This is a genomic window from Halorubrum rutilum (genome assembly GCF_024494565.1).
This window is the reverse complement of sequence record NZ_JANHDN010000003.1, coordinates 308,861-333,103: the sequence shown is the minus strand read 5'-3', so window position 1 is coordinate 333,103 and position 24,243 is coordinate 308,861. Positions and strand designations below refer to the sequence as shown.

Annotated in this window: 24 protein-coding genes; 14 read left to right on the top strand and 10 right to left on the bottom strand. The window is 73.3% G+C overall.

What is annotated here, in order from left to right; translation table 11 throughout:
- Positions 1-108: 108 nt before the first annotated feature.
- Both NO900_RS08250 and NO900_RS08245 read right to left on the bottom strand, forming a co-directional pair.
- Positions 109-663, bottom strand: a complete 555-nt coding sequence (locus NO900_RS08250; RefSeq protein ID WP_256408735.1) for a DUF84 family protein — start codon at positions 661-663, stop codon at positions 109-111.
- Positions 664-728: 65 nt separating this feature from the next.
- The gene (locus tag NO900_RS08245; RefSeq protein ID WP_256408734.1) at positions 729-1,511 is read right to left on the bottom strand and encodes a cobalamin-binding protein; all 783 of its coding nucleotides are present in this window, start codon (positions 1,509-1,511) and stop codon (positions 729-731) included.
- A gap of 257 nt (positions 1,512-1,768) precedes the next feature.
- Here NO900_RS08245 and NO900_RS08240 point away from each other — a divergent pair, with 257 nt between their 5' ends.
- The 6 genes from NO900_RS08240 (at position 1,769) to NO900_RS08215 (ending at position 6,648) form a co-directional block, all read left to right on the top strand.
- Positions 1,769-2,743 (top strand): transcription initiation factor IIB, encoded by a 975-nt coding sequence (locus NO900_RS08240; protein WP_092562164.1) that lies wholly within the window; start codon positions 1,769-1,771, stop codon positions 2,741-2,743.
- A 78-nt stretch (positions 2,744-2,821) separates the two neighbouring features.
- Positions 2,822-3,529: a type I 3-dehydroquinate dehydratase gene (locus tag NO900_RS08235; RefSeq protein WP_256408733.1), complete on the top strand. Its 708-nt coding sequence runs from the start codon at positions 2,822-2,824 to the stop codon at positions 3,527-3,529.
- A gap of 582 nt (positions 3,530-4,111) precedes the next feature.
- The gene (locus tag NO900_RS08230) at positions 4,112-5,101 is read left to right on the top strand and encodes a rhomboid family intramembrane serine protease (RefSeq protein ID WP_256408732.1); all 990 of its coding nucleotides are present in this window, start codon (positions 4,112-4,114) and stop codon (positions 5,099-5,101) included.
- Complete coding sequence (locus NO900_RS08225) at positions 5,102-6,025, top strand: endonuclease V (RefSeq protein WP_256408731.1); 924 nt, start codon at positions 5,102-5,104, stop codon at positions 6,023-6,025. It abuts the gene before it with no gap.
- 58 nt (positions 6,026-6,083) lie between these two features.
- Complete coding sequence (locus NO900_RS08220) at positions 6,084-6,356, top strand: DUF7385 family protein (protein WP_049906210.1); 273 nt, start codon at positions 6,084-6,086, stop codon at positions 6,354-6,356.
- Between the two features lie 7 nt (positions 6,357-6,363).
- The gene (locus NO900_RS08215; protein WP_256408730.1) at positions 6,364-6,648 is read left to right on the top strand and encodes a DUF8152 family protein; all 285 of its coding nucleotides are present in this window, start codon (positions 6,364-6,366) and stop codon (positions 6,646-6,648) included.
- 27 nt (positions 6,649-6,675) lie between these two features.
- Here the strand turns inward: NO900_RS08215 and NO900_RS08210 are convergent, their stop codons facing one another.
- On the bottom strand, positions 6,676-7,989 hold the full coding sequence (locus NO900_RS08210; protein WP_256408729.1) for an MBL fold metallo-hydrolase: 1,314 nt from the start codon (positions 7,987-7,989) through the stop codon (positions 6,676-6,678).
- A 163-nt stretch (positions 7,990-8,152) separates the two neighbouring features.
- Here NO900_RS08210 and NO900_RS08205 point away from each other — a divergent pair, with 163 nt between their 5' ends.
- From NO900_RS08205 to mfnA, 5 genes are all read left to right on the top strand, one after another.
- Positions 8,153-8,920, top strand: coding sequence for a nucleotide-binding protein (locus NO900_RS08205; protein WP_256408728.1), 768 nt, complete (start codon positions 8,153-8,155; stop codon positions 8,918-8,920).
- Positions 8,917-9,645 carry a DUF8054 family protein gene (locus tag NO900_RS08200; protein WP_256408727.1) on the top strand — a complete coding sequence of 243 codons (729 nt, stop codon included), beginning with the start codon at positions 8,917-8,919 and terminating at the stop codon, positions 9,643-9,645. The genes NO900_RS08205 and NO900_RS08200 overlap by 4 nt, the downstream gene beginning before the upstream one ends.
- A gap of 31 nt (positions 9,646-9,676) precedes the next feature.
- Positions 9,677-10,402 (top strand): DUF8116 family protein, encoded by a 726-nt coding sequence (locus tag NO900_RS08195; protein ID WP_465261786.1) that lies wholly within the window; start codon positions 9,677-9,679, stop codon positions 10,400-10,402.
- 272 nt (positions 10,403-10,674) lie between these two features.
- Positions 10,675-13,029, top strand: coding sequence for a phosphoenolpyruvate synthase (ppsA, locus tag NO900_RS08190; protein ID WP_256408726.1), 2,355 nt, complete (start codon positions 10,675-10,677; stop codon positions 13,027-13,029).
- 79 nt (positions 13,030-13,108) lie between these two features.
- Complete coding sequence (gene mfnA / locus NO900_RS08185; RefSeq protein WP_256408725.1) at positions 13,109-14,176, top strand: tyrosine decarboxylase MfnA; 1,068 nt, start codon at positions 13,109-13,111, stop codon at positions 14,174-14,176.
- 60 nt (positions 14,177-14,236) lie between these two features.
- Here the strand turns inward: mfnA and NO900_RS08180 are convergent, their stop codons facing one another.
- The 5 genes from NO900_RS08180 to NO900_RS08160 form a co-directional block, all read right to left on the bottom strand.
- Positions 14,237-14,593 (bottom strand): nuclear transport factor 2 family protein, encoded by a 357-nt coding sequence (locus tag NO900_RS08180; RefSeq protein ID WP_256408724.1) that lies wholly within the window; start codon positions 14,591-14,593, stop codon positions 14,237-14,239.
- Positions 14,590-15,795 carry a potassium channel family protein gene (locus tag NO900_RS08175; protein ID WP_256408723.1) on the bottom strand — a complete coding sequence of 402 codons (1,206 nt, stop codon included), beginning with the start codon at positions 15,793-15,795 and terminating at the stop codon, positions 14,590-14,592. The genes NO900_RS08180 and NO900_RS08175 overlap by 4 nt, the downstream gene beginning before the upstream one ends.
- A gap of 72 nt (positions 15,796-15,867) precedes the next feature.
- The gene (locus tag NO900_RS08170; RefSeq protein WP_256408722.1) at positions 15,868-16,416 is read right to left on the bottom strand and encodes a double winged helix-containing putative transcriptional regulator; all 549 of its coding nucleotides are present in this window, start codon (positions 16,414-16,416) and stop codon (positions 15,868-15,870) included.
- Between the two features lie 44 nt (positions 16,417-16,460).
- Entirely contained in the window at positions 16,461-17,399 is a 939-nt protein-coding gene (gene mch / locus NO900_RS08165) for a methenyltetrahydromethanopterin cyclohydrolase (RefSeq protein WP_256408721.1), read from the bottom strand.
- Positions 17,400-17,487: 88 nt separating this feature from the next.
- Positions 17,488-17,997 (bottom strand): DUF7969 family protein, encoded by a 510-nt coding sequence (locus NO900_RS08160; protein WP_256408720.1) that lies wholly within the window; start codon positions 17,995-17,997, stop codon positions 17,488-17,490.
- A gap of 181 nt (positions 17,998-18,178) precedes the next feature.
- Between NO900_RS08160 and NO900_RS08155 the strand changes: the two genes are divergently transcribed.
- Positions 18,179-18,814: a halocyanin domain-containing protein gene (locus NO900_RS08155; protein ID WP_256408719.1), complete on the top strand. Its 636-nt coding sequence runs from the start codon at positions 18,179-18,181 to the stop codon at positions 18,812-18,814.
- A 60-nt stretch (positions 18,815-18,874) separates the two neighbouring features.
- Here NO900_RS08155 and NO900_RS08150 read toward each other — a convergent pair whose 3' ends face one another.
- On the bottom strand, positions 18,875-19,924 hold the full coding sequence (locus tag NO900_RS08150; RefSeq protein ID WP_256408718.1) for a glycosyltransferase: 1,050 nt from the start codon (positions 19,922-19,924) through the stop codon (positions 18,875-18,877).
- 123 nt (positions 19,925-20,047) lie between these two features.
- Between NO900_RS08150 and NO900_RS08145 the strand changes: the two genes are divergently transcribed.
- Together NO900_RS08145 and NO900_RS08140 are read left to right on the top strand one after the other, a co-directional pair.
- Positions 20,048-21,931, top strand: a complete 1,884-nt coding sequence (locus tag NO900_RS08145) for a S9 family peptidase (RefSeq protein WP_256408717.1) — start codon at positions 20,048-20,050, stop codon at positions 21,929-21,931.
- A gap of 72 nt (positions 21,932-22,003) precedes the next feature.
- The gene (locus tag NO900_RS08140; RefSeq protein WP_256408716.1) at positions 22,004-23,398 is read left to right on the top strand and encodes a PAS domain S-box protein; all 1,395 of its coding nucleotides are present in this window, start codon (positions 22,004-22,006) and stop codon (positions 23,396-23,398) included.
- A 7-nt stretch (positions 23,399-23,405) separates the two neighbouring features.
- Here the strand turns inward: NO900_RS08140 and NO900_RS08135 are convergent, their stop codons facing one another.
- The gene (locus NO900_RS08135; protein WP_256408909.1) at positions 23,406-24,194 is read right to left on the bottom strand and encodes an aldo/keto reductase; all 789 of its coding nucleotides are present in this window, start codon (positions 24,192-24,194) and stop codon (positions 23,406-23,408) included.
- Positions 24,195-24,243: the final 49 nt, after the last annotated feature.

Sequence of the window (24,243 nt, the reverse complement as noted above, 5' to 3'; positions counted from 1 at the left end):
AGTCGGGCGGTTCCTCCCACGAGCGCCGTTCGGGGAGACCTCTCAGCCTCCGATTCCGGTACGAACACCGAACCGCCGGCGCTCCGACTCCGGCCGGCGACCGACGGCTCAGTACGAGTCGGAGACGAACGGCCCGAGCGCCCCCGCCACCGCGGTCGCGAGGGCGTCGGCGCGGTCGACGCGGCCGGCCGTGAGCGCCCCTGCGGCGCCTCCGCGCCGCGCGACGCCCGACGCGTCGAGGACGTCGTCCATCACGGGGCCGAGCTCCTCGCCGCCGTCGATCCGCGCGGCGATGTCGTCGGGCAGCGCGACGCTCGGACCCGCCCCCCGCCCCGTCCGCGACCCGTCCGAGACCGCCGCCCACATGACGAGGAACAGCTCGTCGGCCCCGCCGAACCGCGCGACGCCGCCCTCGATCCCGACGCCGAGGTCGTACGCCCCGGCGTCGAGGACCGCGGCGGCGCGGTTCTCCGCGCCCGCGACCGTCTCCGCGTGGCCCGTCGGCTGCTCGCTCACGCCCGACGGGACGGGGACCGACGCGACCGCGACGGTGGCCGGGTCCCCGGAGAGCTCGTCCGCCAGGTCGCGCCCCCGCGACGATTCGAGGACCCGTTCGACCGCGCGCCGCTTCACCGGGTTGCCGCTGCCGACGCCGACTCGCATACCGGCGGTTGGGCGACGGGGTACGAATAGGCGTCGGGTCGGGCTCGGGGACGGCTCCCGCGCGGCTACGGGTTCGCCCCCGGGAACGCCTCCGGGTGGAACAGCGCGGCCAGCCGCTCCACGCCGTCGATCAGCGCCGGGCTCGGCTGGTTCAGCAGGGAGTCGTCGATCACGTGGACGGGCGCGTCGACGGCCCAGTCGCGCTCCGCGACCGTCGCGGGGTCCACCCGGTCGCCGTGACCGCAGACGTGGACGACGAGGTGGTCGGGGGCGGCGCCCTCGACGCTCGCGAGGTCGACCTCGCGGGAGCGCTCGCCGGGGTCGACGAAGGGGTAACGACCCCCCGCGGCGCGCACGGCGTCGGGCACCCAGTTGCCGGCCGCCATCGGCGGGTCCGACCACTCCTCGCAGTAGACGGTCGGGCGCGGGCGGTCGGCGACCGCCTCGGCGACCCGATCGAGCCGCCCTCGGGACTCCTCGGCGAGCCGGTCGCCCGCCTCGGGACGCCCCACGTCGTCGCCGCGGGCGGCGAACGACGCGACCGCCTCGTCGAGCGTCGCCGGCTCGCGGTGCCGGACGTCGAACCCGCGGTCGCGACACGCGTCGGCGAGGTCGGCCTGGAGGCCGTCGCTCGTGAGGACGACGTCGGGGTCGAGGTCGGCGACGCGGTCGAGGTCGGGGTTCAGCCAGCCGCCGACGCCGACCGGGGACTCCCCGCCGTGCGCCGACCCCGCCTCGGCCGGCGGGTCGCAGTGGTGCGTGACGCCGACGAGCGTCTCGGCGCCGCCGAGCGCGGTCACGGTCGCGGTCGCGCTCGGGGCCAGCGAGACGACGCGGGGAGCGGTCATCGCTTCGGTCTCGGTGCGCCGGCGGCCCAAACGTTTCGGTCGGCGGGCGGTCGTCCGGACCGTCCGGGTCGTCCGGCGGTCGCCCGAGCGACGACCGGGTCGCCTCCCCGGTCCCGTCGCCGCCGAAAACGCGTGATAGATCGTGTCCTTTCGTCGGGTCTCCGGCGACACGTTCCGGTCGTTTTAAGTTCGGTTCCGCCGTCTACTGGGTAAGATCGCTCTCGGACCGTGTTCAGTTACCGAGAGGGGGTTTAGCCATGAGTGAACGACTACACACGCGGGGGAGTCGCTCCCGAACGGAGACGGACGAAGAGGAATCGGAACGCACCGACGAGACGCTGACCTGTCCGGAGTGCGACGGCAACGTCATCACCGACGAGGAGCACGGCGAGACCGTGTGCGCCGACTGCGGGCTCGTCGTCGAGGCGGACTCGGTCGACCGCGGCCCGGAGTGGCGCGCGTTCGACTCCCGCGAGAAGGACGAGAAGAGCCGCGTCGGCGCTCCGACCACGAACACGATGCACGACAAGGGGCTGTCGACCAACATCGACTGGCGCGACAAGGACGCGTACGGCCGGTCGCTCGGCGCGCGCCAGCGGCAGAAGATGCAGCGGCTCCGCAAGTGGAACGAGCGGTTCCGCACCCGCGACTCGAAGGAGCGCAACCTCAAGCAGGCGCTCGGCGAGATCGACCGCATGGCGAGCGCGCAGGGGCTCCCGGACAACGTCCGCGAGACCGCCTCGGTCATCTACCGCCGCGCGCTCGACGAGGACCTCCTGCCCGGCCGCTCGATCGAGGGCGTCTCTACCTCCTGCGTGTACGCCGCCGCGCGGATGGCCGGCGTCCCGCGCAGCCTCGACGAGATCGCCGACGTGTCGCGGGTCGAGAAGGCGGAGATCGCCCGGACGTACCGCTACGTCGTCCGCGAGCTGAAGCTCGAAGTGAAGCCGGCCGACCCCGAGCAGTACGTCCCCCGGTTCGCCTCCGACCTGGAGCTCTCCGAGGAGTCCGAGATGCGCGCGAAGAGCCTCCTGCGCAACGCCAAGGAGAAGGGCGTCCACTCGGGCAAGTCGCCCGTGGGCCTCGCGGCCGCCGCCGTCTACGCCGCCGCGCTGCTCACCAACGAGAAGACGACGCAGGCCGCGGTCTCGGAGGTCGCCGACATCTCCGAGGTCACCATCCGGAACCGGTACCACGAGCTGTTAGAGGCCGAGGACGGCCTCGTCGCCTGAGGACGCGCGCCGCTTTTTCAGGGACCCGCTTCCGCCCGGGGCCACACAGCTAAGTCCCCGGCCCCGGAACGCTCGCGCATGTTCGAGGCGTTCGTCCTGACCGCGAGCACGGCCGACCTCTCCGAGGAGCCCGCGGCCCGCGAGCACGCCGACGCCGTGGAGTTCCGGATGGACCTCGCGGAGTCGCCGCTCGACCAGCTCGCGAGCTACGGCGGCGAGCTCCCGCTGCTCGTCACGAACCGCGCGTCGTGGGAGGGCGGCGAGGCCGAGGGGCTCGGGCGCTACGACGCGCTCTCGGACGCGCTCGGGCGCGACGCGGTGGCCGCGGTCGACGTCGAGCTCGCCGCGCTGCGCGGGACGCACCCGGACCCGGCCGAGGAGTCGCACGCGACCGCGCTCCGCGACGCGGCGCGCGAGGCGGGCGTCGACGTGGTCGCGTCCGTCCACGACTTCGAGTCGACGCCCGAGCCGGCCGCGCTCGTCGATCTGCTCGCCGACGCCGCGAGCGAGGGCGACGTGGGGAAGCTGGCGACGACCGCGACCGCGCCGGCCGACGCGCTCGCGATGATCGAGGCGACCCACGAGGCGACCGAAGCCGGGCACCGCGTCGCGACGATGTGCATGGGCGAACCCGGTCGCCACACCCGCGCCGTCACGCCCCTCTACGGCTCGAAGATCGGGTACGCGCCCGTCGATCCCGCGAACGCGACCGCGCCCGGTCAGTACCCGCTCGCGACGCTCAGGGAGCTCGTCGACGGGCTTCGGGAGGGCGGAGCGGGCGAGTAGTTATTTATAAACGACTAACCGCAGCTACGACGACTATTTGTAGATGAACACGGTGCGGTGGCGCGTGCCTCCGAGTGGCCGCCGAAGGCGGCCGCGAGGCGCACGCGCGAGGGAGTCGCTGGCGCCGGCGGCGCCCGCGCCGACGGGGGGGCGGGGGGGGGCGCGGGGGGGGGGGGGGGGGGGGGGGGGGGGGGGCCGGGGGGGGGGGGGGGGGGGCCCCCCCCCCCCCCCCCACGAGGCTGGGGAGGCGTGAGGCGCGGTGCTGTGCGGGTCGGGAGGGATTCAAAGGGGCAGCCGCGAGGCGGGCGCAGGCGACGCAAGCACCACAACGAGGGAGCGAGCAACGTGAGCGACCGAGTGAGGAGCGCAGCGAGCGTGCGCCCGCCTCGCGGCTGGGGCTTTGGAGGTGTTCTCCGCCGATCCCACAGCGGCCATTTATAACTGAGCGGCTGGGGCTTTGGAAGTGTTCCCAGCAACACGATCAAATACGATTTATAAGCCGTTATCAGGACCGCCGACGGGCTCATCGTAAACCACGTACGGAGCCAAACCGCTTTACGACCGCCCCCGTAAGTGACGCCAATGGCGACGTGCGACGCGTGCGGGGAGTACGAGAACCTCCCGTACCAGTGTAAGCGGTGCGGCCAGACGTTCTGCGCCGAACACCGCCTTCCGGAGAACCACGACTGCCCGGGGCTCTCCGAGTGGAACGACCCGGGCGGCGTCTTCGACAGCGGCTTCGACGAGGGCGTCGAGGGCGGACCGGCCGGCGGGACCGGCGACGCCGGCGGCGACGCGGGCGTCGTCGACCGCGTCAAGCGCCGCGTCGACCGCGAGACGAGCACGGGCGGGCTCGTGAGCTACTTCCGCGGGAACGCGACGTACGCGATCCTGCTGGCGATCTGGGTCACGTTCCTCGCGCAGCTGGTCGTCTTCTGGGGCGTGAGCCCCGCGCTCCACGACCAGCTGTTCGTGCTCCGGGCGGACGCGATCGGGCGGGTCTGGACCTGGGTGACCGCCGTCCTGTCCCACTCGCCCGTCGGGATCTACCATATCCTCGGCAACAGCGTCGTCCTGTTCTTCTTCGGCCCGCTCGTCGAGCGCGCCGTGGGGTCGAAGCGCTTCGCCGCGTTCTTCTTCGTGTCGGGGATGGTCGCCGGGCTCGGCCACATCCTGTTCGCGCTCGGGATGGGCGCCACCTCGACCGGCGTGCTGGGTGCCAGCGGCGCCGGATTCGCGATTTTAGGCGTCCTCACCGTCTGGCGACCGAACATGCAGGTCCTCCTCTTCTTCGTGATCCCGATGAAGATCAAGTACCTCACGTGGGGGATCGCCGTCGTCTCGGCGGTCCTCGTCGTCCAGAGCGTCCTGGCCGGCGGGGCCGGCACCGCGGGCAACATCGCCCACCTCGCGCACCTGATCGGCTTCGCGATCGGGCTCGCGTTCGGGAAGCGCAACGAGGGCCTCGCGCGTTCCGCGGGCGGCATGGGCGGGATGAACGTGGGCGGGGCTCGCGGCCCGGGCGGTCCGGGCGGTCCCGGCGGTCCGGGCGGTCCCGGCGGGCGCCGCTGAATGTCCGGCGAGGTCCCCGGCGTCGATCCGGACGCCGTCGCCCGCCCGGAGTTCCTCCCGGACCCGGCGCTCTCCCGGGCCGAGATGGAGTCGCTCCAGCGCGAGCTGGCCGCGACGGCGACGTTCGCGGACGCCCACGCCCTCGACCCGGCCGCGGTCGCGATCGACGAGCCGGCCGACCTGACCGACGGACCGCCGGACGCGCGTCAGGGGTCGCTCCCGGGGACGCACGCGGAGGGGGACGACACGGACGACTGCGACGCCCCCGTCGTCGTCGGCGTCGACCAGGCGTTCCTGACCCCGGACGACGGCGAGGACGAGGCGGTCTCGGCCGCGGTCGCGATCCGCGGCGGCGACGTGATCGAGTGCGCGAGCGCGGTCACGCCCCTCCGGGTCCCCTACGTCCCGGGCCTCCTCGCGTTCCGCGAGGGGGAGCCGATGCTGGCCGCGCTCGACGCCTTGGACGCGGATCCGGACCTCCTGGTATGCGACGGCTCCGGCCGGATCCACTTCCGGGAGGCCGGGATCGCGACCCACGTCGGCGTCCTGCTTGACGTCCCGAGCGTCGGCGTCGCAAAGAACCTGCTGTGCGGCGAGCCGGACGAGCCGACCGACGAGCGGCCGGAGGGGTGGCGGACGCCGGTCCGCGCCGACGGGTCGGTGGAGACGGCGGGGACGCGGTCGACGGCCGACGCCGACGACGCGACCGTCATCGGCCACGCCTTCCAGTCGCGGCAGTACCCGAACAGCCGCCGCGTGAACCCGCTGTACGTGAGCCCCGGCCACCGGGTCTCGGCCGAGACGGCGGTCGGGCTCGTCGACGCGCTGTGCGCACGGTACAAACTGCCCGAGCCCACTCGGCTCGCGGACGCGCACGCCGACGACGCGAAGCGCGGGATCGACCCGAAGCGCGAGCGCGACTGATCCCGGCCGGGCGACTCGGCCCGTCGGTTTATTTACGATGGCCCGCGAACGCGGAGGTATGGGAGACGAAGACACGGACGGACCGATGTCTGCGGAGGAGTTCCGATCGCTGCGCGACGGCCTGGTGCGCCAGAGCTCCGGCGGGGGGACGACGGTGTACAAGAACGCCGCCGGCGTCGGCTGCCCGAACCCGGACTGCGACCGCGGCGTGTTCCAGACGCTGTTCGTCAGCGACCACGGCTGGCAGCAGATCGGCGCGACCCGCGACGGGATCGACCTCTGCCTGTGTAACACCGAGACAAAGCGGCTCGTCTTCATCCACGACGAGTGACGCGAGCGTGAGCGACGCGTTCGGTCCGGTCGCGGCGTTGCGCGACCACCTCGCGGCCACCGAGGAGCGCCCGGTGGAGCGCGAGGCCGGCTGGCGGCTCGGCGAGGCGCAGGCGCTGGCCGCCGAGATCGCCGACGGCGACGTCGACGAGGCGACCGTCGTCAGGCGGGCCGCGGAGATCCGGACGCTGCTCGCGGAGGTCGACGACACCGGCGACCCGGAGGCCGACGACCGCGTCGACGCCGCGCGGGAGCTCGCGACTCGGATCGCGAACCGGTCGGACGGCGGGTGACCGACGGCGGTCTCGACGACCGCCGTATCAGTCGTCCGCCGTCGACTCCCCGTCCGCGTCAGCCGTCGACTCTCCGCCCGCGTCCGCCGCGCACCGGTTCGGTCCCAGCTCCAACTCGACCGCCGCGGTCTCGTCCGGCGGCGACTCGACGCCGCGGTTCGCCGCGATGACCGACTCGTAGTTCGGCGGCTTCTCCGGGAGCGTCGCCGTGACCCGCTCCACGAACGCCTCGCGGTCGAGCCCGAGCACGCCGAGTCCACGGCGCGCCGCTCCCACGGTCGTCGCCACCGGCTCGCCGGGCACGACGTCGCCGGTCGTCCCGTCGTTCGCGACCGCGAAGTGGCCGGGACAGACGACGACCTCGTCGGGCTGCGCCAGCAGCGTCCCGTGGAGCGAGTCGTAGAGGCGCTCGGCGCCGGTCGCAGCGCCGGCGGACTCGCCCCCTCCGTCGCCGCCCGCCGCGAACTGCAACTCGGTCCGTCCGACGCTGTCGGTGAACAGCGTGTCCCCGGCGAGGACCGCCGACCGCCCGATCAGGTAGCTCGCCGCGTCGTCGGTGTGCCCGGGGGTCGCGAGCGCCTTCACGTCGACGCCGCCGACGTCGAGCGTCTCGTTGCGCGCGAGCGGTTCGAAGTCGTACGCCACGCCGCGCTCGGCGGCGGCCGCCGGGAGGTAGTACGGCACGCCGAGCTCGTCGGCGAGGTCTCGGCCACCGGAGAGGTGGTCGGCGTGGACGTGGGTGTCGAGGACCGCCGCGATCGACGCGTCGCGCTCGGCGGCCGCCGCCCGCCACTCGTCGCCGTGACGCGAGACGTCGATAGCGACGGCGACGCGGTCGGAGCCGTCGGAACCAGCGACGGCGACGCGGTCGGAGCCGTCGGGCTCGGCTCCCCCTTCGGACGGCCGTCCGCCAACCACGAGGTACCCGAGACACCCCTTCGCGCGCCGCTGGATCTGGACGACGTCGAGGGGGTCGTCTCCGGCGTCGGGGAGGGGGACCGCGGTCCGGTCGTAGACGCCCGACCAGCCGCGCATCCCGTCCGCGACGACCGTCACGTCGTCGTAGCCCGCGGCCTCGAGCTCCTCGGCGAGATCGAGCGACGCCTTCCCCTTCGCGCAGGTCGTGACGATCGCGTCGTCGGGACCGAGCCCGGTCTCGGCCTCGAAGTCGTCGACGTCGAAGTCGCGGAACGGCTTGTGGAAGTAGTGAACCGAGTCGGCGATCCGCCAGCCCTCGTAGCTCTCGCGGGGGCGGGTGTCGACGACGGCGAACGAGCGCTCGCCGCGCCGGCGCTCGTCGATCCGGTCGCGGAACGCGTCGGCGTCGATGACGGTCGGCATGGTCGACGTTCTGCGCCGAACGGCAAAACGCTGTCCGGTGGGGGGTCGGGCCGCGGCGACGGCCCTCGACGCGCCCGCGACGGCCCTCGACGCGCCCGCGACGGCCGTTCCCGGCGCGCCCGCGATGGACAGGCTTTAGCCGACCGCCCGGACAGGTGTGCGCATGGTCGAGGCGTTCGCGGTCGCCAGCGGGAAGGGCGGCACGGGCAAGACGACGAGCACGCTCGCGCTCGGATTGGCGTTGGCCGACGAGCACGACGTCACCGTCGTCGACGCCGACACGGGGATGGCGAACCTCCTCTTTCACGCCGGGCTCGACGACGCGGCGGTCACCCTCCACGACCTGCTCGTCGAGGGGACCGCGACCGACGTCGCCGAGGCGACGTACGACCGCTTCGGGCTCTCGGTGGTCCCCTGCGGCACGTCGCTCGCGGGCTTCGAGGCCGCGGAGCCGACCCGCCTCCGCGACGTGGTCGCCGAGCTCGCGGCCGACACCGACGTGCTCCTGCTCGACTCGCCGGCCGCGCTCGGCTCGAAGTCGGCGGTCCTGCCGGTCGTCCTCGCGGACCGCGTCGCCGTCGTCGTCGAGCCGACGATCCCCGCGCTCTCGGACGGGCTGAAGGTCCAGGAGTACGCCCGCTCGTACGGCACCGAGACCGCGGGGGTCCTGTTCAACAAGGTCCGCGACGACGCCGCCGACGTCGCCGAGCGGGCCGAGCGCCACTTCGGCGGACCGGTGCTCGCCCGCGTCCCCGACAGCGACGCGGTCAGGGACGCGCGCCGCGCCGGCGAGCCCCTCCTCGCGTACGCGCCGGAGAGCGACGCGGCGGCCCGCTACCGGCGGGCGGCGGCCCGGCTCGACGTGCGCGACGGCGACGGCGACGCGGTCGCCGACCGCTTCCGCAGCGCGGTCGTGCCGGACACGCCATGACGGATCCCGGGGACGGAACCGGGGGACCGAGGGAGCCGCGGACCGACGGGACGGAGTCGACCGAGGCCCCCGAGCTCCGGATCCCCCGCGGCGCCCTCCTCCGGTCGCGGGTCGTCTCCGACGTGGCCACGACGCTCTCGCGGGCGCTCGACCGCGAGCTGACCGGCTACGCGACGCTCGTTCCGCAGGAGACGCTCCTGCTGGAGGGCGACGCGCGCGGCGTCCTCACGTTCGCCGACGGGGTCCCCGTGCTCGCGTACAACACGGTGACCGACAGCGGGGGCCCCGACGCCCTCGCGGAGCTCGCGGTGCCCGGCCCCTACCGCGCCGAGCTGTACGCGGTCGACGACGACGGGCTCGACGCGGCCCACGAGGCGGACGCGCTCCGCGTCGCGCCCGGCGCGGCGGCGACGGAGCTCGCCGACGACCCGGCCCTCGCCGACCGCACCCGCGAGGCGGCGCCCGACGGGCGACTGGCCGACCCGGAGGCGGACGACGCCGACGCCGTCGCGGCGTTCCTCGACGACGACGACCGGATCGAGGCGATCCGCGAGCGGGCCCGCGAGGAGGCGGCCGAGCGCGCCGACGAGTGGGGGCTCGACGCCGCGCTCGCGGACGGTCCCGATCCCGGCGGTCCCGGTGACGACGGTCCCGACGGCGACGACGACGGTCCCGACGGCGACGACGGCGGCGGAGTCGGCGCCGACCGCGGCCCGGAACGGTGAGCGTTTTGTCGGCGGCGAGCGTACGGACGGCATCACGGTCCTCCGACTCCTCCGACTGACCGCGCCCGCGGACTTCGCCGACTGGTACGCGGCGAGCCGCGCGTACACCCGACGCGTCGCCGAGGGCATGGACTTCGCCGGCGCCGACGCGATCGACGGCGCGCGGGCCGCCGACCGCCTCCGGACCGACCACGCCGCGCTGTCGCCGGCCGAGGCGCGGTCCGTCGCGGCGACCCTGCTCGCCGACGGCGCCTTCTCCGAGCCCTACTGCGAGTGGCTGCCGGCGTGGTACGAGCTCGCGCTGATCGCGCCGGTGCGGTACGCCGACCGTCGCCTCCGTCGCGTCGCCGCGGCGGTCGCCGGGGCGGCCGGCGTGACGGTCACGGCGCCCCGGTTCTCCCGACCGCGCGACGTGACGATCGACGGGCGGCCGGCGCTCGCCCGGGTCTCTGGGTTCCGGGACCGCTTCCTGCTGGCCGACGCGCTGTTACACCTGGAGTGGTTCGTCCACGCCGCCGCGGCCGACGGGATCGAGGTCCCGTCCGCCCTCGTCGCGCGAACCCGGCGGGAGTCGCTGTCGTACTACGGTGGCGATCGGGAGTCGCTCTCGCCGGCGGTCCGCCGGTTCCAGCGGCTCCTGTTCGCCGACGACGCGTGGGTCCGCCGGGTGAACGACCGCTACGACCTGCACAGTCGGCTGTTCGCCCTCTGGGAGGACATCCTCCGCGACGAGCGCGAGCGGCTCGCCGGCGAGTGACCGTCGACCCGAGCTGTTACAGGACTCGTAACACGTTACGGAAACCGATTCAGCTGTCCGAGGATAAGTATAGGACGGGAAGACGCGTACCGACCGATACGGACCGACCGCCGGTTCGTGGCTCCCGACCGCTTCGGCCCTCTCCACGTTCGACCGACCCGGCGGCCCTCCGCCTTTGAACGTTCCGTAACTCGCGACTGAGTAATCTTTTATTCAGCGTTGCACCGGCCGGAAGCTTCATAGGTCGGCTCCCGGATCCTCCGGGTACACGAATGGCAGTACTTTGGCTGGAGGACGTCGACGCCGACGACGTCGGGACCGTCGGCGGGAAGGCCGCTTCGCTCGGTGAACTCATCGGCGCCGGACTCCCGGTCCCGCCGGGGTTCGCCGTCACCGCGGGCACGTACCGGACCTTCATCGAGGAGGCGGGAATCGACGAGGAGCTGTTCTCCGCCGTCGACGTCGACCCCGAGGACTCCGCGGCGCTCCGCGCGGCGGAGGAGCGGGCGGAGGAGCTCATCCTGGAGACGCCGTTCCCCGACGAGGTCCGCGAGGAGATCCTGGAGCGGTACCGGTCGATGGGCGGCGAGGGCGACGAGGCGTTCGTCGCCGTGCGCTCCTCCGCGACCGCGGAGGACCTCCCGGACTCCTCGTTCGCCGGCCAGCAGGAGACGTTCCTCAACGTCCGCGAGGACGACCTCCTGCGCCGGGTGAAGGAGTGCTGGGCCTCGCTGTTCACCCAGCGGGCGATCTACTACCGCCAGCAGCGCGGGTTCCCGCACGCCGACGTCGACATCGCGGTCGTCGTCCAGCGGATGGTCGACGCCGAGAAGTCCGGCGTGATGTTCACCAGCCACCCCTCGACCGGCGACCCGCAGATCACCATCGAGGCCGCGTGGGGGCTCGGCGAGGCGGTCGTCTCCGGCACCGTCTCGCCCGACAACTACGTGTACGACCGCGGGCGCGGCGAGGTCGACGAGGTCACCGTCGCGGACAAGAAAGTCGAGATGGTGAAGGACCCGGAGACCGGGGAGACCGTCCGGCTCGACGTCGAGGAGGAGCGCCGCACCGCCCGGGTGCTCTCCGACGCGGAGATCGAGGAGCTGGTCGCGCTCGGCGAGCGCGTCGAGGACCACTACGGGACCCCGCAGGACGTCGAGTGGGCGATCCGCGAGGGGGAGATCTACATGCTCCAGTCGCGCCCGATCACGACGATCCAGGAGGGCGAGGGCGACGCTGACGACGCCGACGCCGGCGGGACCGGCGGCGAGACCCCGAAGAAGTCCGCCGTCGGGGACGCGGCGGGCCGACCCGGCACGGCCGACGGCGGGTCCGCCGGCGACGACGAGGACGTCCTCGTCGACGGGCTCGGCGCGAGCCCCGGGGTCGTCTCCGGCGCGGTCCGGCTCGTCCACAAGCTCGACCACCTCGACCAGGTCCAGGAGGGCGACGTGATGGTCACGGAGATGACGATGCCCGACATGGTCCCGGCGATGAAACGCGCCGCGGGGATCGTCACCGACGAGGGCGGGATGACGAGCCACGCCGCGATCATCTCCCGAGAGCTCGGCGTCCCGGCCGTCGTCGGGAGCGGGAACGGGACGCGGGTCCTCGAAGACGGCCAGCGGGTCACCCTCGACGGCGACAAGGGGACCGTCCGCGCCGGGACGGACGACGAGGCCGAGCCCGGCGAGGAGTTCGAGCCCGTGGAGGCGGCCCGCCCGGAGACCCCGGTGAAGCCGATGACGGCGACGGAGGTGAAGGTGAACGTCTCGATCCCCGAGGCGGCCGAGCGCGCGGCCGCGACCGGCGCCGACGGGGTCGGACTCCTCCGGATCGAGCACATGGTGCTCTCGCTCGGGAAGACGCCCGAGCGGTACATCGCCGAGCACGGCGCCCGCGCGTACCAGGACGAGCTGATCGAGGGCGTCCGCCGCGTCGCCGACGAGTTCTACCCGCGACCGGTCCGCGTCCGCACCATCGACGCGCCCACCGACGAGTTCCGCGAGCTGGAGGGCGGCGAGGGCGAGCCGAACGAGCACAACCCGATGCTCGGCTGGCGCGGGATCCGGCGCAGCCTCGACAAGCCCGCCCCGTTCCGGCAGGAGCTCGCGGCGTTCGCGCGCCTCTTCGACATGGGGTACGACAACCTGGAGGTGATGTTCCCCCTCGTCAACGACGCGGCCGACCTCGAAGGGGTCAAGGGCCACATGCGGGAGGCCGGCATCGACCCCGAGAGCCACCGCTGGGGCGTGATGATCGAGACGCCCGCCAGCGCGCTGCAGATCGAGGAGCTCGCGGCCGCCGGCATCGACTTCGCCTCCTTCGGCACCAACGACCTCACGCAGTACACGCTGGCGGTCGACCGCAACAACGAGCACGTCGCCGACCGGTTCGACGAGCTCCACCCGGCCGTGCTCAAGCTGATCGGCGACACGATCGAGACGTGCCGCGAGCTCGGCGTCGACACGAGCATCTGCGGGCAGGCCGGCTCGAAGACGGAGATGGTCGAGTTCCTCGTCGACGAGGGCGTCTCCTCGATCTCGGCGAACATCGACGCCGTCCGCGACGTGCAACACGAGGTGAAGCGGACCGAACAGCGGCTCCTCCTCGACTCGGTGCGGTAACGCCTCCGGGTCCCCCGTCGCGCGGCCGAGAGCGCCGAAAACGGAACGGGTAAGCGTCTCCGCGGCGACGTTCGGCCGAATGCAGCGCCCCCAGCCGCAGTCGTTCGACCGGGTGCTCTCCTCGATGTGCACCGAGCCGCACCCCGCGGCCCGCGAGGCGGCCGAGCGCTACCTCGCGACGAACCCCGGCGACCCGGCCACCTACGAGGCGGTCGCGTCGCTGGAGGACCGCGCGGTCGAGCTGCTCGCGACGCTCGCGGACCACCCGACCCCGACCGACGCGGCCGGCTACGTCGCCTCCGGCGGGACCGAGGCGAACGTGCAGGCGGTCCGCGCCGCCCGGAACCGACGCGACGCGAGCGACGCCAACGTCGTCGTCCCCGAGAGCGCTCACTTCTCCTTTCACAAGGCCGCGGAGCTGCTCGACGTGGAGCTCCGGACGGTCCCCGTCGACGGCGACTACCGGGCCCGGACCGACGCGGTCGCGGCCGCGGTCGACGACGCCACCGCGCTGGTCGTCGGCGTCGCCGGGAGCACGGAGTACGGGCGCGTGGACCCCATCCCGGCGCTGACCGAGATTGCCCACGACGCCGGCGCGTTCATGCACGTCGACGCCGCGTGGGGCGGGTTCCTCCTTCCCTTCTCGGACCACGACTGGTCGTTCGGCGACGCCCCGGTCGACACGCTGACGATCGACCCCCACAAGTTCGGGCAGGCGCCGGTCCCGGCGGGCGGCCTGCTGGCGCGCGAGGACGCCGCGCTCGACGCCCTCGCGGTCGACACGCCGTACCTGGAGACCCGGTCGCAGGCGACCCTGACCGGCACCCGGAGCGGCGCGGGCGTCGCCGGCGCGGTCGCCGCGATGGAGGCGCTGTGGCCCGACGGCTACCGCGAGGCGGCCGAGCGCGCGACCGGGAACGCCGCGTGGCTCGCCGAGGCCCTCGCCGAGCGCGGCTACGACGTCGTCGAGCCGACCCTCCCGCTCGTCGCCGCGGCGCTCCCCGAGGCCGAGTTCGACGCGCTCCGCGAGGCCGGCTGGAAGGTGTCGCGCACGGCGGCCGGCGAGCTCCGCGTCGTCTGCATGCCGCACGTGAGCCGCGAGGCGCTCCGGGCGTTCGTCGCCGACCTCGACCGGATCCGGGCGTGAACGCGGTCCGAGTCGCCCCCACCGCGGCGGCCCGGTTCGCTCCGCTCTCGGCGGTCTACATTACTCCCCGCCGCCGCCCGCGTACGTCTCCAGTCCCGCCAGCTTCCCGTCCGCGACGTCGAAGGCGTCGACGAACGCGAACAGCTCGTCGCCGTCGGCGTCCAGCAGCCGGCCGCGGACCGCGACGCCGGGGCCGTTCGGGTACACCGCGTCGACTACGTGGGTCGTGTCCGTCATCGGCCGCTCGTCGCGCATGAACGTCACGAAGCGGTCGCGCCCCTCGAAGGTGCGGTCCGAGCGGCGCTGGACGAAGTCGGGGTCGAGCAGCCCGCGGAGCCGCTCGTAGTCGCCGGCGTCGATCGCGTCGTAGTAGGCGCGGGCGAGCCCCTCGGGGTCCGCGGTCGGCGGGGCGGTCACGACGCGAGCGCCCCGAACTCCTCGGCCGACGTGCGGGTCCCCTTCGAGATGACGGCGTCGCCGGGACGCAGGACGGTGTCGATGTCGTGACCGATCAGCCACCCGTCGTCGGGGCGGCGGATCGCGATCACGCTCGTCGAGACGTCGGTCGTCGGGATCCCGTTCTCCACCGCCGTGCCCGCGAGGTCGCTCCCCTCCCGGACCACGGTGCGCGTGATGATCTCGTCGGACTCTTGGACCGCCATCTCGACGACCGGGTGGACGCCGAGGTCGCGCGCGACGCCCTCGGTGATCTCCAGGGCGGCGTCGGAGATCTCCTCGGTGGCGACGCCGAGGTGGATCAGCCCGCGGAGCGAGACGGGGTCGTCGGCCTCCCGCGCGGCGCGGAGCGTCCAGGCCTCGAACCGCGACTGGAGCGCGTCGACCTCGATCTCCAGGTTCGACACCTCCTCGGCGAGCTCCTCGTTGTTGAACAGGACGGAGCCGTACGCGAGGTCGACCGCGAGCTCAGAGAGGTTCTTCATCAGCACGATGGAGTCGACCGCGCGCTCTAAGTCGTCGATCGCGGGCTCGACCGGCTCGTCCGGCTCGAACGGCTCGCCGGTCAGCTCGGGGTACGCCTCGGCGACCCCCGTCTCCGGGCCGCGCAGGAGCGCCACGTCGCCGGCCTCGATCCGGGTCTTCGGGCCGGGGTTGAGGATCCAGTCGTCGTCGCGGCGGATCGCGATGACCCGGACCCCCGTCTCCGACTCCAGGTCGATCGCCTTCAGGGTGCGACCGGCGTAGGCGGAGTCCGGCGCGACCGTGCCGCGGACGAGCGTCTCGACGCCCTCGGTGAGCGCGCCGCGCATCGCGTCCGGGAGGCCGATCTCCTCGGTGACGATCTTCGCGATGTCGCCGGCGGCGTCGGAGATCTTGTCGGCCGCGCCGACCACGCCGAGCACCGGCGCGAGCGTCTCGGCCTCGTCGGGGCTCCGCGCCGCGAGCATGAGGCTCATCCGCGCGCGCATCTGGAGGACGTCCATCCGGTGTTCGAGCTCGACGACCTCCTCGGCGACGGTCGGGCTCCCGTGGAGCACCGCCGAGTACGACAGGTCGATCAGCAGCTCCGCGGTGTCTTTCATCTCCACGAGCAGGTCCTTCACGCTCGTCGGCTCGTACGTGACCGACAGCGGCGACTCCCGCCGGTCGAATCGTCCCATGCGAACACCGTCTCCGGCACCGAGTAAAAGGCTTGTTGCGGCGCGTTCGGCCGGTTCCCGAGCGGAACGCGCTCAGTCCGTCCCGCCGACCGCGTCGCCGGCGACGTAGGCGGGCGGCTCTCTCGGGTCCCCGTCGCCCGCCCTGCCGGCCGGCACGCGCTCCGCGAGGTCGACGAGCGCGAGCCACCCCAGGAGCCGGGCCGCGCGGTCGCGCCACGTCGCCTCCCACGCCGGGTCGCGGGCGCGGTCGTGTCGCGGGACCGACTCCCGGGTCGCCTCGAACAGGTCGTCCGGCGTGAGCGGGTCCTCCCGGGTGGCGTCCCGGAGCGCCGCGAGCGCCTCCGGGACGAGCAGGACGCCCTCGCGCAGCCCCTCGCGGACCCGCTCGGGGGTCGGCTCCGCGTCGGCGCGCACGAACCCCCGCGGCGTCTCGCGGACGAGCCCGAGCGCGCGGAGGAACGCGAGCCAGTCGTTCGCGGTCCGGCGGTCGGAGAGCCCGCACCGGTCGCGGAGGCGCGCGCAGCAGTCGTCGGTGCTGCCGGGGACGAGCGGCACCGCTCGCCGCAGCTCGCGGAGCTCGCCGAGTTCGGTCGGGGGGTCGGGGACGGGCTTGATTCGCACGGTGGTCCTCGTCGATTGCGTGTCAGTCGGGTATCGCGACCGGCTCAGCGGTAGTCGAACGACTCGGCGAGCAGCGCCTCGTCCGTCTCGCCGACCGTGTAAACGGGGCCGTCGACGACGTCGACGGTCACTTCTGCGGGCGCGAAGACGGCCTCGTCGACCTCGTAGAAGTCCCAGTCCGCGTCCTCGAACACCTCGACGAAGGGGGTCCCGTACTCCTCGCGGGCGGTCGAGACGATCCGGTCGAAGCGGTCGTCGTCGCGCGCGACCTGCAGGTGGACCTCGCCGCCGTAGGCGAGGGCGTCGTTCGTCCGCCCCATCGCGAGGTCCTCGTCGCGGGTCACGGGGGCCATCGGCGCGGCGCCCGAGGCGTGGAGCACGTCGGTCGGCTCGTAGCCCAGCTCCAGCAGGCGGAAGACGGCGAGCTCCGCGGCGCGGGCCGCGGTGGCGACGGAGCCGGCGGTCGACCCGGTCGCGTACGCCGGGAGGAAGACGCCCTCGGCGTCGACCTCGGCGAGGTCGGCGACGTGCTCGGCGACCTCCTCGGTCGGGAGCTCGGTCGACTCCACCGCGAGCGTCGCGAACTCCGAGGAGTCGTAGTAGCCGACGCGCTCGAACTCCGCCTCCTGGCCGACGAGCGCGCGGGCGGGCCCGGAGCCGAGCCCTTCGTAGCCGGACTCGAAGCCGAGCTCCCAGCCGGCCTTCTGCGAGCAGAGCAGGGCGACCGCCGGGTGGTCGGTCGACAGCTCGACGTACTGGCGGGGCGCGCCGGCGACCTCGCCCACGCGGGTGCGGAGGTTCGCGAGGCCGGCGGTCTGGATCTCGGCGAGGAGCAGCCCCGCCTCGACGCCCCCGGCGGCGTCGATCCCGAAGTCGACGACGGTGGCGCCGTTGTCCAGCTCGTAGCCGACGACGTCGAGCTCGCCGGCGAAGTCGAGCGCCTCGTCGACGAGCTCGATCGCGGTCCGATTGATGCTTTCCATGGCCGATACTTCTCGCTCCCCGGTTAAGGGGTTGTCCGTCGCGGTCGCCGGGTCCCGGAGCGAGACCGACTCGCGCTCCCGACCGGCCTCACCAGAACCCGCCGTCGGAGTCGCCGGCGTCCCCGACCCCGCTCGGGCCGCCCGGTCCCCGCGGCCCGCTCGGTCGCGGGTCGGGGTCGATCTCGACGAGCTCGCTCTCGGCGCGCGGGTCGACCTCGCGCCCCTCGTCGTACCGCACGAACGAGAGGTAGAACGGCTCGCCGCAGCCGGGATCGTCGCCGTCGCGGTCTCCGCCGTCGCCGTCGCGGTTCGATCCGTCGCCGACGCCCGCCTCCTTCCCGCCGACGCTCGCCGCCTCTCCGCCGACGTCCGTCCCGCGCACCCCGTCGCGCGGGTCCCAGACGGCGCCGTCGCTCTCGCCGCAGACGAACCGGACCCCGTCGACGTCGCGCTCGTCCTCGAACGGCTCCGCGGGGGCGACGTACGTCCATCCCTCGAAGGGGTACGGCGTCACCGCCTTGTCCGCGAGGTAGCCGTCGCGTTCGAGTTCGACGATGGTCCCGCAGTGCGGACAGTAGTAGGTGACCGGATAGCTCACGGCGGACGTACGAGCCCCGCCTGTATACGCCCGTCGGCGACGCGCGGGTGCCGGGACATACCCTCGCCGGCGACGCGCGGTCCCCGCCGGCGCGCCGCGTCGCCTCCGTCGCGCTCGACCACGACGCGCGGACCGCGTCCGGATCAACATATTCACTACCGCCCGTCACGAACCGGGTGGTATGAGCTCGGACGACGTCTCCCGGCGCGCGTTCATCCGGACCGCCGGCGGCGCGACCGCCGCAGCCGGAGCGGCGACGGCGACGACGGGGACCGCGGCGGCACAGGAGGAACAGCCGGTCTGGCCGAGCGGGGTCACCAGCGGGAACCTCGGGTCGTATCAGGACGCTCGCGGCGAGAGCGAGGTGACCGTGCAGGTCGGCGCGGGCGACAGCGGGCTCGCGTTCGACCCGACCCAGTTATGGGTCGACACGGGCACCACGATCACGTGGGAGTGGACCGGGAACGGCGGCGCGCACAACGTCCGGACCGTCGAGGGCGGCGGCCCGGCGAGCCTCGACAGCGGCCAGGCGGTCGGCGAGGAGGGAGCGACCTACGAGTACGAGGTGACCGAGGAGGACGCCGGCATCACCCACTACCACTGCGTCCCCCACACGGCCGTCGGCATGCACGGGGGGCTCGCCGTCGGCGGCGACGTCGAGACCGAGTCGACCGGCGGCGGTGGCGGCTCGAACGCCGTCTTCGTCCCGCAGGGCGCGCGCGCGCTCGGCGTCGCGACGTTCATCGCGATGGTGAGCACGCTCGGGCTGGCGTTCGTCTTCATGAAGTACGGCGGGACGATCACGCAGGAGGAGTAGCCGCGTTCGGGGCGTCCCGACGCCCGCCCGCCTTTCGAGTCGTCCGTCTTCGTTCCCGAGCTATCCGTCGCCGAGGAGCTCCCGGTACGTCTCGACGTACCGGTCCAACACCGCGCCGCGGTCGTAGCCCGCGAAGTCGCGCTCGATCGACTTCCGTTCGAGGTCGGCGACGGCGACGAACTCGTCGGCGAGCTCGGCGGGGCTCGTGACGAGCCGGCCGCGCTCGCGGCCCTCCACGAGCTCGTGGGCGCTGGAGTCGGCCTGGTACTCGACGAGGGCGACGCAGCCGCACGCGAGCGCCCACAGCAGCTCCGTGGCGAACGTCTCCCACGTCGCCGTCGCGGCGACGACGTGGGTCCCCTTGAACAGCTCGACGCGCTCGCGGCGCGACAGGTCGCCCAGGAAGGACACCCGGTCGGCGATCCGGAGGTCGCTCGCGGTCGCCTCGATCCGCTCGCGCTCGGGGCCGTCGCCGACGACGGCGGCGGTCCAGTCGCGCCCGCGGAGCTCCGCGAGCCCGAGCAGGAACGTCTCGACGTTGGCGTGGCGGTCCAGCCGCCGGGCGTACACCGCGTCGAACCGGTCGTCCACGCCGGCCGACTCGACGAGGTCGAAGTCGACGCTCTCGGGGACGACCCGCACGTCGTCGCCGTCGGCGCCGTGCTCGCGGACCCGCGTCTTCGTCGTCCGCGAGGGGGCCGTCACCGCGTCGGCGCCCCGAGCGAGGAGCCGGTAGCGCCGGGCGGCGTCCGCGGGGTGGTCGCGCCACCAGTCGACGACGACGGGCGTCCGACCGAGCGTCCCCGCGACCGTCGCGCCGAGCCCCGGCGTCGGGGGGCTGTTGACCGCGTGGACGACGTCGGGGTCGACCCGGCGGAGCGCGAGCGGGAGCCGCGCCGCGAACGCCGTCGGCGACGGGTCGACCGTCACCGACCGGTACTCGATCCCGTCCTCGGAGAAGGCGTCGTGGTCGCCGCCCCACCAGCGCGCGCAGAGCCAGGTCACGTCGTGGCCGCGGGCGGCGAGCCCCCGGGCGACCCGTCGCGTCCGCTCCCGGGCCGGCGTGTCGCCGTGACCGGGGGCGAGGAGCGAGACGAACGCGACGCGCATACGCCGACCGGACGGCGGGGCCGGATAAAAAGACACGGCATCGCGGCGTCGTCCGGCGGAACCGAGGCGCGCGCGTCCGTCCCCACCCGAAACGGTTTCCCACCGCGGCCGGAACCGGACTCCATGCATCGATACGACATCGAGCGGTACCTCAACGTGCGCAGCGCCGGCGGGGCGGACCTGGGCCCCGACGGGCGGCTCTCCTTCCTGCTGAACGCGACCGGCACCGGGCAGGTGTGGTCGCTCGACGAGCCGCTGGGGTGGCCCGAACAGCACACGTTCTTCGACGAGGCGGTCTCGTTCGTCGACTCGTCGCCCGAGCGCGCCGAGGCCGTCTTCGGCATGGACGAGGGCGGCGACGAGCGCGCGCAGCTCTACCGGCTCAACTACGAGTCCGGCGAGATCGTCGACCTCACCGAGCGCCCCGAGGCGAAGCACCGCTGGGGCGGCTGGGACTCCGAGGGCGACCGCTTCGCGTTCGCTTCGAACCGGCGCGACGAGTCGGTGTTCGACGTGTACGTGCAGGCGCGCGACGCGACCGGCGACGACGCCGAGTTGGTGTACGAGGGCGACGGCTGGCTCTCCGTCGCGGGCTGGTCGCCGAGCGACGACCGGCTGATCGTCCACGAGGCGCACTCCTCGTTCGACCACGACGTGTACACCCTCGACGTCGCGTCCGGCGACCTGTTCCACCACACGCCCCACGAGGGCGACGTGCGGTACGGCAGCCCGGAGTGGGGACCGGACGGCGAGGCGCTCTACCTCGTCACCGACCGCGACAGCGACACGCTCCGCCTGGAGCGGCTTGACCTCGCGACCGGGGAGTTCGCCGTGGTCGCGTCCGGGACGGGCGGACGGGCGGCGGACGACGACGGTGACGGGGACGACGAGGCCGGCGCGACCCCCGCGAAGCCCGGCGGCGACGACGGCTGGAACGTCGACGGCGTCGCGGTCCACGAGGAGTCCCGGCGCGTGGTCTACTCCCGGAACGTCGACGGCTACACCGAGCTCACTGCGGGCGAGCTGGTCGAACCCGACCGGATCGATCCCTTCCCGACGCCCGACCTCCCGAGGGGGGTCGCCGGCGGCGTGAGCTTCGGACCGGACGGCGACCGCTTCGCGGTCACCGCGACCGGGAGCACGCACAACGCGAACGCCTACGTCATCGACGCGGCGACCGGCGAGGCGGAGCGCTGGACCGCGGCCTCGACCGCCGGGATCCCGCCGGACACGTTCGTCGAGCCCGAGCTGGTCCGTTATCCGACCTTCGACGGCCGGGAGATCCCCGCCTTCTTCTCCGTCCCGGAGACGGAGCCGCCCGAGGACGGCTACCCGGTCGTCGTCGACATCCACGGCGGGCCCGAGTCCCAGCGCCGCCCGTCGTTCGCCTCCGTGAAGCAGTACCTGCTGAACAACGGCTACGCGGTGTTCGAGCCGAACGTGCGCGGCTCCTCGGGGTACGGGAAGGCGTACGCCGCGCTCGACGACGTGGAGAAGCGGATGGACTCGGTGGCCGACGTCCGGGCCGGCGTCGAGTGGCTCCATGACCACCCCGAGGTCGACCCCGACCGCGTCGTCGCGATGGGCGGCTCCTACGGCGGGTTCATGGTGCTCGCCGCGCTGACCGAGTACCCCGAGCTGTGGGCCGCCGGCGTCGATGTCGTCGGCATCGCGAACTTCGTCACGTTCCTGGAGAACACCGGCGACTGGCGCCGCGAGCTGCGCGAGGCCGAGTACGGCTCGCTCGACGAGGATCGGGAGCTCCTGGAGTCGATCTCGCCGATCAACAACATCGAGGCCATCGAGTCGCCGCTGTTCGTCCTCCACGGCGCGAACGACCCGCGGGTGCCGGTGGGCGAGGCCGAGCAGATCGTCGAGCGGGCGCGCGAGCAGGGCGTCCCCGTCCGCAAGCTGATCTTCGACGACGAGGGGCACGGCTTCTCGAAGCTGGAGAACCGCGTCGAGGCGTACCGCGCGGTCGTCGACTTCCTCGCGGAACACGTCTGATCCCCCGGACGGCCGCGAACGCCGGCGTGAGCGTCGTGACCGTTATTTTTCTCCGTGAGAGACGGCGAGATAATGACCGGATCCGAGCCGTTCGAGCTGCTGCTCGATCAGGCGCAGGACAAGATCGCCCTGCTCGACGAGGCGGGGCGGTTCACCTACGTCAACGGGGCGGCGGAGCGGATCCTCGGGTTCGCGCCGGCGGACCTCCGCGGCGACGTCGCCTTCGAGTACGTCCACCCGGACGAGCGGGAGGCGGTCGAGCGAGCGTTCCGCCGCACGGTCGACGGCGACGGGTTCACCCAGGAGTCGATCACGTACCGGCACCGGACCGCGGACGGCTCGTGGGCCTGGCTGGAGAGCCGGATGTCGAACCTCACCGACGACGCCCTCGACGGGTACGTCGTCAGCTCCCGCGACGTCACCGACCGGGTGCGGGCCGAGCGGGAGCGCGCGGAGACGGCGTCGCACCTCCGGGAGATCGCGACCGTCTCCAGGGACGTGCTGTGGATGTTCGACGCCGACTGGACGGAGCTGCGCTTCGTGAACCCCGCGTACGAGGAGATCTACGGGGGGTCGGTCGACGAGTTGGAGGACGACCCGCAGACGTTCCTCGACGCGATCCACCCGGAAGACGTGCCGGCGGTCGAGGCGGCGATGGAACGGATCGCCGCCGGGGAGTCGATCGACATGGAGTACCGCGTGAACCCGGACGAGAACTACAACCGGTGGGTCTGGGTGCAGGCGGAGCCGATCACGGAGGACGGCGAGGTCGTCCGCATCACGGGGTTCGCCAAGGACGTCACCGACCGGCGGCGCCGCGAGCGCCAGCTGGTCGTGATGGACAACCTCCTCCGGCACAACCTCCGGAACGACCTCAACGTCATGCTCGGCACGGCGGAGCGCATCGAGGCCGAGGCGCCGGAGGCGGCCGCCCACACCGCCCTGATCCGGCGCGTCGGCGACGGGCTCCTCAGGACCGCCGAGAAGGAGCGCGAGATCATCGAGCTGATCACCGAGAAGCAGGGGTGCGAGCGGATCGAGCTCCGCGAGGCGGTCGCCGAGTGCGTCGACACCGTCCGGGACCGGCATCCGGACGCCTCGATCGAGGCCTCGACGCCGGACCCGATCGCGGTCGAGGGGCGTCCGGAGCTCCGCGCCGCGGTGATCGAGCTGCTGGAGAACGCGGTCCGCCACGCCGACGTCGACGACCCGACGGTGGGCGTCGCTCTCCGCCGGACGCCCGCCGGCGCGGAGATCACCGTTCGGGACGACCACGCCCCGATCCCGGCCGTCGAGGCCGACGTGCTCACGGGCGACCACGACATGACCGACGTGTACCACAGCAGCGGGCTGGGGTTCTGGCTCGTCTACTGGAGCGTGGAGCTGTCCGACGGGAGCGTCGCCGTGGAGTCCGGAGCCGACCGCGGAAACGAGGTCGCGATCACCCTGCCCCGCGTCGTCGACTGACCGGGACCTACTCCCAGTCCGGGCCGAAGTCGGGGTTCAGCTGGCGGTCGGTCCGGCCCAGCGTGTCGATCTCCTCGACGTCCTCGTCGTCCAGCTCCAGTCCGAGGCTCGCCCAGTTGTCGGCGATGTGGTCCCCGCCCGTCGCCTTCGGGATGGCGGTGACGCCCTTCTCGCGGAGCCACGCGAGGCTCACCTGCGCGGCGCTGACGCCGTGCTTCTCGGCGATGTGCGCGATCGCCGGGTCGTCGAGGATCTCGCCGCGGGCCAAGGGGGAGTAGGCGACGAGCTCGATCCCGTTGGCGTCGGCGTACTCTCGGAGCTCCTCCTGCCGGAGGAGCGGGTGCATCTCCACCTGGTTCGCGAACGGCGCCTCGCCGAGCGCGTCGGTCGCGGCGTCGAGGTGTTCGGGCTCGAAGTTCGAGACGCCGATCCGGTCGATCAGGCCGTCGTCGCGGAGCTCCGCGAACGCGGGCAGCGTCTCCGCGGGGTCGTACGCGCCCGCCGGCCAGTGGACGTACAGGAGGTCGACGTAGTCGGTGCCGAGCTTCTCGAGGCTCTCCCGGGTGGACGCGACCACGTCCTCGGGCGCGAGCTGGTCGATCCACACCTTCGTCGCGAGGAACACGTCGTCGCGGTCGACGTCGGCCGCGGCGATCCCGTCGCCGACGGCGGCCTCGTTGCCGTAGATCTGCGCGGTGTCGACGTGGCGGTAGCCGGTCTCCAGCGCCGTCTTCACCGACTCGGTGCACTGCGCGGGGTCGTCGTTCTCCCACGTGCCGAGCCCGAGCACGGGCATCCCGTCGCGGGTCGGTACCGCGGGCTGCTGCTGTTGGTCCGTCATCGTC